The 12,689-nt window shown below is 37.4% G+C and carries 13 protein-coding genes; all 13 read right to left on the bottom strand.

Features of this window, described 5'->3' with window-relative positions:
- Positions 1-37: 37 nt before the first annotated feature.
- The gene (gene rseP, locus QA539_RS04710; RefSeq protein ID WP_419895561.1) at positions 38-1,318 is read right to left on the bottom strand and encodes an RIP metalloprotease RseP; all 1,281 of its coding nucleotides are present in this window, start codon (positions 1,316-1,318) and stop codon (positions 38-40) included.
- A 2-nt stretch (positions 1,319-1,320) separates the two neighbouring features.
- Positions 1,321-2,451: a 1-deoxy-D-xylulose-5-phosphate reductoisomerase gene (locus tag QA539_RS04705; protein ID WP_219494662.1), complete on the bottom strand. Its 1,131-nt coding sequence runs from the start codon at positions 2,449-2,451 to the stop codon at positions 1,321-1,323.
- Between the two features lie 156 nt (positions 2,452-2,607).
- A complete protein-coding gene (locus QA539_RS04700; protein ID WP_099483165.1) occupies positions 2,608-3,393 on the bottom strand; it encodes a phosphatidate cytidylyltransferase in 786 nt (261 codons plus the stop codon).
- A 10-nt stretch (positions 3,394-3,403) separates the two neighbouring features.
- Positions 3,404-4,153 (bottom strand): isoprenyl transferase, encoded by a 750-nt coding sequence (locus tag QA539_RS04695; RefSeq protein ID WP_283721623.1) that lies wholly within the window; start codon positions 4,151-4,153, stop codon positions 3,404-3,406.
- 140 nt (positions 4,154-4,293) lie between these two features.
- Positions 4,294-4,851, bottom strand: a complete 558-nt coding sequence (gene frr, locus QA539_RS04690) for a ribosome recycling factor (protein WP_219494658.1) — start codon at positions 4,849-4,851, stop codon at positions 4,294-4,296.
- A gap of 25 nt (positions 4,852-4,876) precedes the next feature.
- Positions 4,877-5,599 (bottom strand): UMP kinase, encoded by a 723-nt coding sequence (gene pyrH / locus QA539_RS04685; RefSeq protein ID WP_219494656.1) that lies wholly within the window; start codon positions 5,597-5,599, stop codon positions 4,877-4,879.
- A 144-nt stretch (positions 5,600-5,743) separates the two neighbouring features.
- Positions 5,744-6,625: a translation elongation factor Ts gene (tsf, locus tag QA539_RS04680; RefSeq protein ID WP_219494655.1), complete on the bottom strand. Its 882-nt coding sequence runs from the start codon at positions 6,623-6,625 to the stop codon at positions 5,744-5,746.
- Between the two features lie 125 nt (positions 6,626-6,750).
- Positions 6,751-7,518 carry a 30S ribosomal protein S2 gene (gene rpsB / locus QA539_RS04675; protein ID WP_086038570.1) on the bottom strand — a complete coding sequence of 256 codons (768 nt, stop codon included), beginning with the start codon at positions 7,516-7,518 and terminating at the stop codon, positions 6,751-6,753.
- Positions 7,519-7,726: 208 nt separating this feature from the next.
- Entirely contained in the window at positions 7,727-8,500 is a 774-nt protein-coding gene (gene codY / locus QA539_RS04670; protein ID WP_219494652.1) for a GTP-sensing pleiotropic transcriptional regulator CodY, read from the bottom strand.
- Positions 8,501-8,516: 16 nt separating this feature from the next.
- A complete protein-coding gene (hslU, locus tag QA539_RS04665; protein ID WP_419895560.1) occupies positions 8,517-9,890 on the bottom strand; it encodes an ATP-dependent protease ATPase subunit HslU in 1,374 nt (457 codons plus the stop codon).
- 10 nt (positions 9,891-9,900) lie between these two features.
- The gene (gene hslV / locus QA539_RS04660) at positions 9,901-10,443 is read right to left on the bottom strand and encodes an ATP-dependent protease subunit HslV (RefSeq protein WP_419895559.1); all 543 of its coding nucleotides are present in this window, start codon (positions 10,441-10,443) and stop codon (positions 9,901-9,903) included.
- An 11-nt stretch (positions 10,444-10,454) separates the two neighbouring features.
- Complete coding sequence (locus QA539_RS04655) at positions 10,455-11,327, bottom strand: tyrosine recombinase XerC (RefSeq protein WP_419895558.1); 873 nt, start codon at positions 11,325-11,327, stop codon at positions 10,455-10,457.
- A 59-nt stretch (positions 11,328-11,386) separates the two neighbouring features.
- Entirely contained in the window at positions 11,387-12,688 is a 1,302-nt protein-coding gene (trmFO, locus tag QA539_RS04650) for an FADH(2)-oxidizing methylenetetrahydrofolate--tRNA-(uracil(54)-C(5))-methyltransferase TrmFO (RefSeq protein ID WP_419895557.1), read from the bottom strand.
- Between the last annotated feature and the right edge of the window lies 1 nt (position 12,689).

Here is a 12,689-nt window from a genome sequence, read left to right as displayed (position 1 = left end):
TCATTAATCAAACAAAAAATAAACAGCACAGTGCTGTTTATTTTAAGAAATATCTTGAAATATCGTTCCACGTCACCATTATCATCACAAAGAACATAAATATTACCCCTGCTCCGACGATAATCATCTCTACACGTTTATTCACAGGACGTCTGAATATAGCCTCATACAGAACAAACAATATACGTCCGCCGTCTAAAGCAGGAACAGGTATCAAATTCATAATCCCGATGTTTATAGAAAGCATTGCTGCTAAATTAAGCAGTGGGATAAGTCCTTGCTGCGCAACAGTATCTGTAAATTTATAGATACCTACAGGTCCATTTAACATATTAAATGAAAAACTCCCTGTAAATATAGAAGTAAACAGTTCGATAAGTAATGTAAAAATCAGCGTTGCATAGCGCATCGTTTCATTAAAGCCATTTATAAATGGGTCTGTGAATGAAAACTGTCTTTCTGGTAAGAAACCGATCTGATAAGTCGTTTCTTTCTTTGTTTTAGAAATCTGAGTGACAATCTTTTTAGGTTTCAGTTCTATCTTTTCAGCACGGTCTCCACGTTCAACGGTTACGCTTAACGGATTACCCTCATTATTCGCAAGGTAAGATTTTATTTCGCCAAATGTACTTACCTTCTCATCATTGAGCTGTACTATTCTATCACCAGCCTTCAGTCCTGCACTCATTGCAGGAGAATCTTCAGCTACTTCTTTCACAGCATTTGTAGGAGAACCTATCATAAATGCAATGATAATACATAGTACAAGTGTCAACAGAAAATTAAAGAATGGTCCTGCAAATAATGTTAAGAACTTTGGCAATGGTTTCTTCGTTCTGAACTGTCTGCTAGGAGGAGCAATCTGAATCAAGTCTCCTTCACGGACAAAATATGACTGTTCTGCAATACGAAGATGCTCTTGCTGCTGCGTATATTGATTGATACCTTCAATAAACATTGCATCATCCATATCACTATCAACGACTTCAATTTGTTCGATTTGCTGGAATTGATGCTGTTCATCAAGCAGAATATGCGTCACTTCGCCATTAGGATTCCTCTTAATATTAACATTCATCCCTGCTTTTAGCGGATTTTCTTCCATGCCGCTTCCAGCCATCATCACATACCCACCAACTGGCAGCATACGAATCGTGTACAGCGTTTCATTCTTCTTGTAAGAGAAGAGCTTCGGTCCCATACCGATTGCAAACTCCGGACACATAATACCTGCACGTTTTGCGAAGATTAAATGTCCAAGTTCATGCACGGTAACGATTAATCCGAAGACTAATATAAAGGCTAATAATCCTAACATCGCTACACCTCATACTTTCTTGACTTATACTGCGCATCAATTTCAAGAATGGTTTCAAGATCTGGACTTTGTATCACATCATGTGCATTCATTTCACGTTCAATAATTGTCTCAATATCTAAAAAGTCAATCTCTTCATCTAAAAACTGCTGCACGACAACTTCGTTGACTGCATTCATTACGACTGGCATCGTGCCACCAATCCTGATTGCATCATATGCAAGTTTCAGACATCGATATCTATCAAAATCCATCGCCTTAAAGTCCAGCTGACCAACTTCAGCAAGATTTAGTCGTTCTGCTTTACGTGCGAGACGATCCGGATAACTAAATGCATAAAGAATCGGCATACGCATATCCGGTGTCCCAAGCTGGGCAATCACACTTGTATCATTGAACTCTACCATTGAATGTATGATACTTTGCTTATGTAACAGAGTTTCAATTTTATCGATTGGCATATCAAACAGCCATCTTGCTTCAATGACTTCAAGTCCTTTATTCATCATTGTCGCAGAATCAATTGTAATCTTCTGACCCATCGACCAGTTCGGGTGTTTCAGTGCATCCTGTACAGTAACATCTTTCAGTGCCGCGCGAGATAAATCTCTAAATGAACCTCCACTCGCTGTAATAATCAGTTTCTCAATATGTTTATGATCTTCACCATTTAAACACTGAAAGATTGCAGAATGCTCTGAGTCTACAGGTATTATATTCACATTATTTTCACGGGCGAGCTGCATAATAATTTCACCTGCAACAACAAGCGTCTCTTTATTGGCAAGCGCAATATCGATTCCGTGTTTAATCGCATGAACAGTAGGCTTTAATCCGACACTCCCCATAATTGAATTTAAGAGCATATCATTTTTGTGATATGCAGCTATTTCCATCAATCCGTCATTACCATATACGACTTTAATAGCCGTTGATCTAATCTTATCTACATCTTCTTTATTTTGTACACAGCAGATGTCCGGTCTAAATTCTTCAATAATTTCATTTGCCAGATCAATATTTTTACCAACCGAAAAACTCACAAGCTTGTAAGCATGCGGATATTGTCTAATTATATCTAATCCTTGTGTACCAACTGATCCGCTGGCACCTAATATTCCTATGTTTTTCATTGTTTCACCTTTTTTACGTTTAATAGCTTTATTCTATCATAAATCTTGCAATCATAATAAGCATTCAAATACATTTATCACATGAAAAAATAACCCTGTTCACGATTTAGCAAAACATGAACTGGGTTATTATGTATAAAATAATGCTGTGATTGTTTATTTGAAACTAATCAATAATATATTCATCAAAGGCAGTACAAAGATAAAAGAATCAAAGCGATCGAGTATTCCGCCATGTCCAGGCAACAGATTACCTGAATCTTTAACATCAAAGTGACGTTTTAGCGCACTTTCCACTAAATCACCGAGCTGCCCGAACATACTGAATAACCAAGTTAAAAGAATCAGTGGCAGGATCGATAGCGGCATATCATAATTGATACTGAATATAATTGCTATTATAGTAGAACTTAGAATACCTCCTACAAAGCCTTCTATCGTTTTATTGGGACTGATTTCTGGCCACAGCTTATTCTTGCCAAATAAACGTCCAAATATGTATGCACCTGTATCTGTTACCCATACGATAAGTAAAGCGAATAAAATATAAATCAGACCGTTGTTACGCGTTTCATAGAAATACATAAACCCAATCCCAATATATGCAACTGCAAGCATACAAAATGCAGCATCCACGAAATTGAATCTATTCTTACTCATCACTGTATAGCTCAGCATAATTAAACTCATTAATATTAAAAAAGGAACCTGATAATCGAGCGCAACAAGCTTACTTTTTTCTGGTAACATAATTAAACATATTGCGACTACACTAATAATACCGGGTAATGAATAAAGCTTAATATTCTTCATATTCAACACTTCTTTTAGCGCTACAATCGCAAGTAAGTATGCCATAATTAATAGTGGCAGCTTACCATATACAACCACGGGCAAAAAGATTGCCATTGCGATTATCGCAGTAATCGTTCTTGTTTTCATGATTTACTCCTTATAATCCACCAAATCGTCTATGTCGATTCTGGTATATTGAAATACATTTATCTAAACTTTGTTCTGTGAAGTCCGGCCAGTATTCATCTACAAACACAAACTCACTATATGAACATTGCCAGATTAGAAAGTTACTTAAGCGCTCTTCACCAGATGTACGGATGAGAAGTTCTGGATCCGGCATATTTTTAGTAAATAAAAATTCATTAAACTGAGACTCATTGATTTCATCTAATGAAAGCTCTCCAGATTTATATTGTTCTGCAATTAACTGTACCGCAGAGATGATTTCTTTTCTGCCACCATAATTTAATGCAAATACTAACTTTAACCCTGTATTATCCTTTGTTCTTTCTTTCGCCTCTAGTACAGCCTTCTTTGTGTGTTCTGGCAGATCATCAATAAATCCAATCGTTTCCACCTTTACGTTCTTTGCAATCAATTCCGGAAGAAAGGTATTTAAGAAATCTCCTGGTAACTTCATTAAATAATTTACTTCATCTTTAGGTCGTGACCAGTTTTCGGTAGAAAATGCATACAATGTTAAATATTCTACTCCGAGATCACTTGCATGTCCTGTTATCTTCTTTACTGTCTGCATGCCTTCGTAGTGCCCTTTAATGCGCGGCATCTTCTTAGCTTTCGCCCATCTCCCATTACCATCCATTATAATAGCAATGTGTTTCGGAATATGCGCTTTACTCATTTGAATATTTTCTGTCACTTTCCTTTTCTTAAATGGGAACATAGCCGCCTCCGTAATTCAACTTATTCATATATTTTAACATAAGATATATGTATATTCATGAAAATCACAAAAAAAGGTCGAGCCAAAAATGATTTGGCTCGCCATTTATTCAAACTATAATTTATTTTATTACAGGTACCCTATACTTCTAAAATATCTTTTTCTTTAGACGCAGTTAATTCGTCAATCTTTTTAATAAATTTATCAGTTTCAGCTTGAACATCATCAGAAAATGATTTTAAATCATCTTCAGTAATGTCTCCAGCTTTTTCAGCTTTTTTAAGTGCATCGTTCGCATCACGACGGATGTTACGAATCGCAATTTTTGAATTCTCTGCTTCTTTCTTAGCTTCTTTAACGAGTTCTTTACGGCGTTCTTCTGTTAAAGCTGGTATTGTAATACGGATTACATTCCCGTCTGAAGTCGGGTTAACACCAAGGTTTGCCATATTAATTGCCTTTAAAATATCATCAATTGATGTTTTATCATATGGCGTAACTAAAAGCATTCTTGCTTCAGGAACTGATATACTTGCTAATTGCTGAACTGGCGTTTCAGCACCGTAATAAACTACAGATACACGATCTAACAGATTAGCATTTGCATGGCCCGCACGAATCGCAGCAAAGTCACGCTGTAAGCTCTCGATACTCTTTTCCATCTTTGATTTTAATTCATTCATAATTTCAGTTGTCATTCTTTTTCTCCTTTGATTCTATATTTTATTTTGTGATGATAGTCCCTATCTCTTCACCCATAATTGCACGTTTAATATTACCATCTTCCATAATTGAGAATACCATGAGTGGAATATCGTTGTCCATACAGAATGAGCTTGCTGTTGAATCCATTACTTGTAGACCTTCTTGTAACATTTCGATATATGTTAAGGTTTCATATTTCTTCGCATTTGGATCTAGTTTCGGATCAGCTGAATATACACCGTCTACGTTATTCTTACCCATCAGAATGACATCTGCTTCCATCTCGGCAGCACGTAATGCAGCTGTTGTATCTGTTGAGAAATAAGGATTCCCAATACCAGCAGCGAAGATGACAACACGACCTTTCTCAAGATGGCGTATCGCTCGACGTCGAATGTAAGGTTCTGCAACTTGCTTCATTTCAATAGAAGTTAGCACACGCGTGTCACAATCCAATTGTTCTAAAGAGTCCTGTAATGCTAATGAATTCATTACCGTAGCAAGCATCCCCATGTAGTCAGCAGTACCGCGGTCCATACCTAGGTCACTTCCTGTTTTACCGCGCCATATGTTACCACCGCCTACGATTACAGCAATCTCACAATCCATCTTCGCTACTTCTGCCACTTGTTTCGCAACACTTTTAATCACAAACGGATTAATGCCAAAGCCTGTTTCTCCAGCAAGCGCTTCTCCACTCAACTTTAATACGACACGTTTATATTTAGAAGTTTCAATCATTATTACCCGTCCTCTCAAAATATGTGTACTGTACACAAAACTATAGCCATTATATCAATAATCTTCTGTTAAATAAATCATTATATGTAGTTTTTCTAACCTTTTATGTATAAAAAAAGACACCGAAGTGTCTTTATCAGAACATTATTTACCCATTTGCCCCATTACTTCATCAGCAAAGTTATCTTGACGTTTCTCGATACCTTCTCCAACTTCATAACGTACGAATGATTTTAATGAACCACCTTTTGATTTTAAGAATTCAGCAACAGTTTGATCTGGATTTTTAACGAATGGCTGATCAACCACACAAATTTCTTCTAAATATTTACGTAGACGACCTTCTACCATTTTTTCAACGATATTTTCTGGTTTACCTTCATTTAATGCTTGTTGTTTCAAAATTTCTTTTTCGTGTTCTAATTCTTCAGCAGAAACTTGTTCACGAGAAACGAACTTCGGATTTAATGCAGCGATGTGCATTGCAACGTCTTTTGCAGCTTCAGCATCAGTTGAATTTTCAACTACTGCTAATACTCCAATACGTCCACCCATGTGTAAGTATTCACCAAATGCATCTGCATCTGTTTTTTCAGCTAATACGAAACGACGTAAAGTTAATTTCTCACCGATTGTAGAAATTGCTTCGTTCAATTTAGTTTCAACATTTTTACCTGCTTCGATTTCAGACGCCATTAATGCATCAAGATCAGCTGGTTTAGTTGCTAGAATATGATCTGCCATTTCTTTAACTAATGCTTGGAAACCTTCATTACGTGCAACGAAGTCTGTTTCAGAGTTTAACTCTAATAAAACTGCAGTGTTGCCACTAGAAGCAACATAAGTTGTACCTTCAGCAGCGATACGGTCAGCTTTTTTAGCAGCTTTCGCAATTCCTTTTTCACGTAAGTAGTCAACTGCTGCGTCGATATCTCCGTTTGTTTCAGTTAATGCTTTTTTGCAGTCCATCATACCTGCGCCTGTTCTTTCACGTAATTGTTTAACTAATTGTGCTGTAATAGCCATGTATAATACCTCCAGAGATTTATGTTTACGGTTTTATTTTACTAAAATTTTAATTAAAACTAAAGCAAATGCTTTAGCTTTTAAAAAAAGTGATAAATGTTATACACTTATCACTTTTATTTCAATTAAGCTTCAGTTGTTTCTTCTGCTTTAACTTCTGCTTCTTCAGATAAATCAATATTTTGTTCAGCTGCAACTTCTTCGTTAGATACGCCTTGACGACCTTCTAAGATTGCATCAGCCATTTTACCAGTTAATAATTTAACGGCACGAATCGCATCATCGTTTGCAGGGATTACGTAATCGATTTCATCTGGATCACAGTTTGTATCTACGATACCAACGATTGGAATGTGTAATTTCTTAGCTTCTGCAATCGCGTTACGCTCTTTACGAGGGTCTACTACGAATAATGCTGAAGGCATAGATTTCATTTCACGAATTCCACCTAAGAATTTGATTAAACGATCATATTCTTTTTTAAGTTCAACTACTTCTTTTTTAGGAAGTACGTCAAAAGTACCGTCTTCTTCCATTTTTTCAATTTCTGAAATACGTTTTACACGTTTAGAAATTGTTTTGTAGTTTGTTAATGTTCCACCTAACCAACGTTCGTTGATGAAGAATTGACCTGCACGTTCCGCTTCTTCTTTGATTGCTTCTTGTGCTTGTTTTTTAGTACCTACGAATAATACAGTACCGCCTTCTTCAGAAATAGATTTTACGAAGTTGTATGCTTCTTCAACTTTCTTAACTGTTTTTTGAAGGTCGATGATATAAATACCATTTCTTTCAGTGAAGATATATTTCTTCATTTTTGGGTTCCAGCGACGTGTTTGGTGACCGAAGTGAACACCAGCTTCTAGCAATTGTTTCATTGAGATTACTGCCATTTTAATTTCCTCCTAATTGGTTTTATTCCGCCATTACAGGCAATTTCAGAAACAACAGATGTTGCACCGTCCGAAATACTTATCTGTAATGTGTGAATTTGGCTTTTTAGCCATAGATTAATATAACATAAATCAATATTACATTCAATAATAAAAATTAAAAGAAACATAAATTATCTCTTATAAGTTTGTATATTTATCACATTGATTAATGTGACGCAGATAGTTCCTCTAAGAAATGTTCTTTTTTAATTTTGATAAATGTACCCTTCATACCAAGCGATCGCGATTCAATAACTCCTGCGCTTTCAAGCTTACGGAGTGCATTAACGATAACCGAACGCGTGATTCCGACTCTATCTGCTACTTTAGAAGCAACAAGTAATCCTTCTGATGCCCCTAATTCTTCAAAGATATGTTCAATCGCTTCTTTCTCTGAATACGATAGTGAATTAATAGCCATATTGATTGCTGCTTTATCTCTCGCAAGCTTTTCAACATCAGCGTGCTTTTCACGCAGAATTTCCATACCTACTACAGTAGCTGCATATTCTCCTAGTACGAGATCCTCATCATCAAACGCTCTATCTACACGGCCTAATACAAGCGTTCCAAGGCGTGTACCGCCCCCTTTTATCGGGATAATAACCGTATTAGACTGAGCGAATAAGTCTGCATTTTCAGATGGGAACACAGAAAGGTCATTTTCTATTTGAATATTGCTCTTTGTCTCATCAATATTTAAAAGTAGCTCAACATATGTTTCTGGAAACTGACGTTCCTCAAGCATCTTGATAATGCGTTCGTTCTTAAGTAGTTCATTAACACCAAAACCTAATAACTTTCCGCGACGTGATAAGATGAACACATTAGATTGCATCGTTGAACCAAGATAATCTGCCATTTCTTTAAAATCAACTGCAATCCCTTTATGCTCCTGTAAAAGTTTGTTAATCTTTCTCGTTTTTTGTAATAATCCCATATTAAAAGGCACTCCTTTAAAGTATAAATTCACTTAAATTTTTATTTTTTGTAATGTTTCCTAGTTTAGCATCGACATATTGCGCAGTAATATCTACATGTGCGTTCGGCATTTCCGAAGCCTCAAATAGCAGATCCTCAAGCATCTTTTCTAAAATTGTATGTAGGCGTCTTGCACCAATGTTATCTGTCTCCTGATTCACTTCATAGGACATTTCCGCGAGTCTGTCAATCGCTTCATCCGTAAACTGGATAGTAACATCTTCTGTCGCCAGCAAACTTTCATACTGTTTTAACAGCGATAGTTTCGGTTCTTTTAGTATTCTTTTGAAATCATCTACCGAAAGCTTATCAAGCTCCACCCGAATCGGGAACCTCCCTTGTAACTCTGGAATCAGGTCGCTTGGTTTGGACACATGGAAAGCCCCAGCACCTATGAATAGGATGTGTTCAGTGTTAACCGCTCCATACTTCGTCTGAACTACACTACCTTCAACAATCGGTAATATATCACGCTGAACACCTTGTCTTGAAACATCCGGCCCTTGATTACCTCCGGCTATCTTATCTATTTCATCGATAAATACAATTCCTAACTGCTCAGTTAAGACTACAGCTTCACTATGCATTGATTCTTCATCGATCAGCTTTGTTGCTTCTTCATCAATCAGAACGTCCCTTGCATCTGAAACCTTTAACGTACGTTCAACCTTCTTCTTCGGCATCATCTGACTGAACATATCCTGCATTTGATTGTTCTGCATATCCATACCGAACATATTCAATCCTTTAAATTCTTGGTCTACTTTAATCTTGACAGTTTCATCTTCTAACTTTCCTGCTTTCAGCTGAACTTGAATATCTTTACGTTTTAATTTTACATGCTCATCTGGTGCATCTTCTTCTTCTTGGATAGTTTGATTGAACAGCATTTCAAATGGATTTCCAGCTTTATTTTCTTTTTTCTTCATCGCTGGAACGAGCAACTTAACAAGGCGTTCTTCTGCATTTCGTTTAGCTTCTTCTAGAACTTCCTGTTTTTTCTTCTCTTTAATTAACCTGACACCATTTTCTGTAAGATCCCTTATCATACTTTCAACATCGCGACCTACATAACCGACTTCTGTATATTTGGTTGCTTCTACTTTTACAAAAGGCGCGCCAACCAGCTTTGCCATTCGTCTCGCTATCTCTGTTTTACCGACACCCGTTGGCCCAATCATCAATATGTTCTTAGGAATGACTTCCTTTTGAATCTCATCATCTAGTGCCATACGACGGTAACGATTTCTCAAGCTTACCGCCACTTTCCTCTTTGCATCCTGCTGACCGATAATATGTTCATCAAGATGACTAACGATTTGTCTTGGCGTTAAGTTCGCTGACTTCATGATTTGCCTCCTAAATTTCTTCAATAATAATATTATGATTTGTGAATACACATATATCAGCTGCTGTTTCTAAAGAAGCCTGTGCGATATCGCGGGCGCTCAATGTGCTGGCATGACGCTTTAATGCACGCCCCGCACTTAGCGCATAATTCCCACCTGAACCAATCGCAATAATATCATCATCAGGCTGGATCACTTCGCCTGTACCACTCACGACAAGCAGTTCATCTTTGTTCATAACAATCAGCATCGCTTCAAGTTGACGTAACATTTTGTCGCCACGCCATTCTTTGGCAAGCTCAACTGCTGCACGTGATAAATTACCATTATATCCATGAAGTTTTGCTTCAAACATTTCAAATAACGTAAATGCATCTGCAACACTGCCGGCAAATCCCGCCACGACCTCATCATTAAAAAGTCTTCTCACTTTTCTTGCAGTCTGTTTCATAATGACCTGTTGGCCGAGTGTCACTTGACCATCACCACTCATTGCCGCTCGACCATTATGTCTGATTGCAAAAATTGTCGTAGCATGTAATTGATTATTCATTCTTTCACTCCTTATGCTCTTGGATGTGCGTTTAAATATGAATTTCTTAAGTGCGCTTTCGTTATATGCGTATATTTGCTCGTTGTCGATAAATTGACATGGCCAAGCAATTCCTGAACAGTACGCAAATCTGCTCCATTATTCAATAAGTGTGTTGCGAATGTATGTCTTAATTTATGGGGATGGATATGTCCATCCGCACTACTCCTCTTAATCAGCATATCAAGAATATATGTCAGTCCCCTAGCAGTGAGAGGACCACCCCGCTGATTGATCAGTAAATAGTCATGCGTTATCATCTTGCCGTTTCTAAAATCCAGATAATCCAGTAATGACTGATGTGCATAGGCGCCATAAGGAATAATTCTTTCTTTACGCCCTTTCCCCATCACCTTTACTGTCATAAGTCCTAGATCGAATGCATCACTCTTCAGCTCAATAAACTCTGAAACACGCATACCTGTAGCATACAGCATCTCAAGTATGAATTTATCTCTTACTGCGAACGGTTTTGACATGTCGATACTATTAAACAATAAAGTCATCTCTTTTTCATAGAAGAATTCAGGCAGATACTTCTTTTGTTTCGGATGAACAAGTTGTACAAAGGGATTGCTTTCGTCTCCATCATATAAAAACCCATAAAAAGAGCGTAACGCAGAAATTCTTCTCGACACCGTCGTACGTTCAAGCCCTTTATTATATTGACTCACGAGGTAATTTCTCGCATCACGATATTCAAAAGTTCTAAACTCTAACTGTTCGTGTTCTAAAAACGCAATAAACTGCAGTACATCATTTTTATAGGCGGTAACAGTATGGTCTGAAAAATTACGCTCATTCTTCAAGTAAGTTAAGAATCTTTGCAAATCATTAGTATCCATACAGTCCTCCTATTTATCTGAATTCTATCACAATTTAAAATTGACACACAACTAAAACACTATAAAGTAACTTTAAAATGCTCTAAAGAAGCTAATGCGCGTGCTGCGAGCGCTTCATATCGTTCTTTTTTATCTTTAATACGTTTATCTAAACTTGGCAAGAGTCCGAAATTGGCGTTCATCGGTTGAAAGTTCTTGCTGCTTGTATGCGTGATGTAATATGCCATTGAACCGATCACTGTATTTTCAGGGAATGTAATCACAGGCTTATTGTCAACATACTTCGCCATATTGATTCCTGCAACTAATCCACTTGCTGCACTTTCCACATAACCTTCTACACCTGTCATCTGTCCAGCCAGAAACAGACTGTCATTGCCTTTAAATTGATACGTCTGCTGTAGATTTGTCGGCGAATTGATAAACGTGTTGCGGTGCATAACACCATATCTGACAACTTCCACATTTTCAAGACCAGGAATCAGCTTTAATATTTCTTTTTGTGCGCCCCACTTCAAATGTGTCTGAAAACCTACAATATTATAAAGTGTTCCTGCTACATCATCCTGACGTAACTGGACAACTGCATATGGACGTTCCCCAGTCTTAGGATCTTCTAGACCAACAGGCTTCATTGGTCCAAACAATAGTGTTTTACGCCCTCGCTTCGCCATCTCTTCAAACGGCATACAGCCCTCAAAGTAGATTTCTTTTTCGAATTCCTTTAATGGCACTACTTCTGCTTCAAGTAAAGCATCATAGAATGTATTGAACTCTTCTTCTGTCATCGGACAGTTCAAATATGCAGCCTCACCTTTATCATAACGCGACTTCAAATACACTTTATCCATATCGATTGAATCCTTTTCAATGATAGGTGCAGCCGCATCATAGAAGTAGAGATGATCTTGTCCTGTTAGCGTCTGAATTTGTTTTGATAAGCTTTCAGTAGTTAATGGGCCAGTCGCAATTATCGTCGGTCCATCTGGTATCTCCGTAATTTCTTCATTGATAACTTCAATATTTGCATGTTGCTTTAATGTATCTGTCACATATCCACTGAATTCATGTCTATCTACAGCTAGTGCTCCGCCTGCGGGTACGCTTGCGTTATCAGCAGCTTTGATGATTAACGAATCGAGTCTACGCATCTCTTCTTTAAGAACACCGACAGCATTCGTCAACGCATTGCCTCGTAATGAATTCGAGCAGACAAGTTCAGCAAATTTGTCTGTATGATGAGCTGGGGTCTGCTTTACCGGCCTCATTTCATATAGTTTAACTTTAATACCTCGTTTTGCTAATTGGTATGCCGCTTCACTACCCGCAAGCCCAGCGCCAATTATATTTACAATTGTCATA

Origin of the sequence: Macrococcus psychrotolerans, assembly GCF_038095555.1 — a bacterium.
In the GTDB taxonomy this organism is placed as follows: domain Bacteria; phylum Bacillota; class Bacilli; order Staphylococcales; family Staphylococcaceae; genus Macrococcoides; species Macrococcoides psychrotolerans.
The sequence above is the reverse complement of the archived record's forward strand: the minus strand, read 5'-3'. Positions and strand labels throughout refer to the sequence as shown.

Coding starts and splice junctions, on each gene's coding strand:
- rseP (WP_419895561.1), bottom strand. CDS start 1,318: ATGTTAGGATTATTAGCCTTTATATTAGTCTTCGGATTAATCGTTACC.
- QA539_RS04705 (WP_219494662.1), bottom strand. CDS start 2,451: ATGAAAAACATAGGAATATTAGGTGCCAGCGGATCAGTTGGTACACAA.
- QA539_RS04700 (WP_099483165.1), bottom strand. CDS start 3,393: ATGAAAACAAGAACGATTACTGCGATAATCGCAATGGCAATCTTTTTG.
- QA539_RS04695 (WP_283721623.1), bottom strand. CDS start 4,153: ATGTTCCCATTTAAGAAAAGGAAAGTGACAGAAAATATTCAAATGAGT.
- frr (WP_219494658.1), bottom strand. CDS start 4,851: ATGACAACTGAAATTATGAATGAATTAAAATCAAAGATGGAAAAGAGT.
- pyrH (WP_219494656.1), bottom strand. CDS start 5,599: ATGATTGAAACTTCTAAATATAAACGTGTCGTATTAAAGTTGAGTGGA.
- tsf (WP_219494655.1), bottom strand. CDS start 6,625: ATGGCTATTACAGCACAATTAGTTAAACAATTACGTGAAAGAACAGGC.
- rpsB (WP_086038570.1), bottom strand. CDS start 7,518: ATGGCAGTAATCTCAATGAAACAATTGCTAGAAGCTGGTGTTCACTTC.
- codY (WP_219494652.1), bottom strand. CDS start 8,500: ATGGGATTATTACAAAAAACGAGAAAGATTAACAAACTTTTACAGGAG.
- hslU (WP_419895560.1), bottom strand. CDS start 9,890: ATGAAGTCAGCGAACTTAACGCCAAGACAAATCGTTAGTCATCTTGAT.
- hslV (WP_419895559.1), bottom strand. CDS start 10,443: ATGAATAATCAATTACATGCTACGACAATTTTTGCAATCAGACATAAT.
- QA539_RS04655 (WP_419895558.1), bottom strand. CDS start 11,327: ATGGATACTAATGATTTGCAAAGATTCTTAACTTACTTGAAGAATGAG.
- trmFO (WP_419895557.1), bottom strand. CDS start 12,688: ATGACAATTGTAAATATAATTGGCGCTGGGCTTGCGGGTAGTGAAGCG.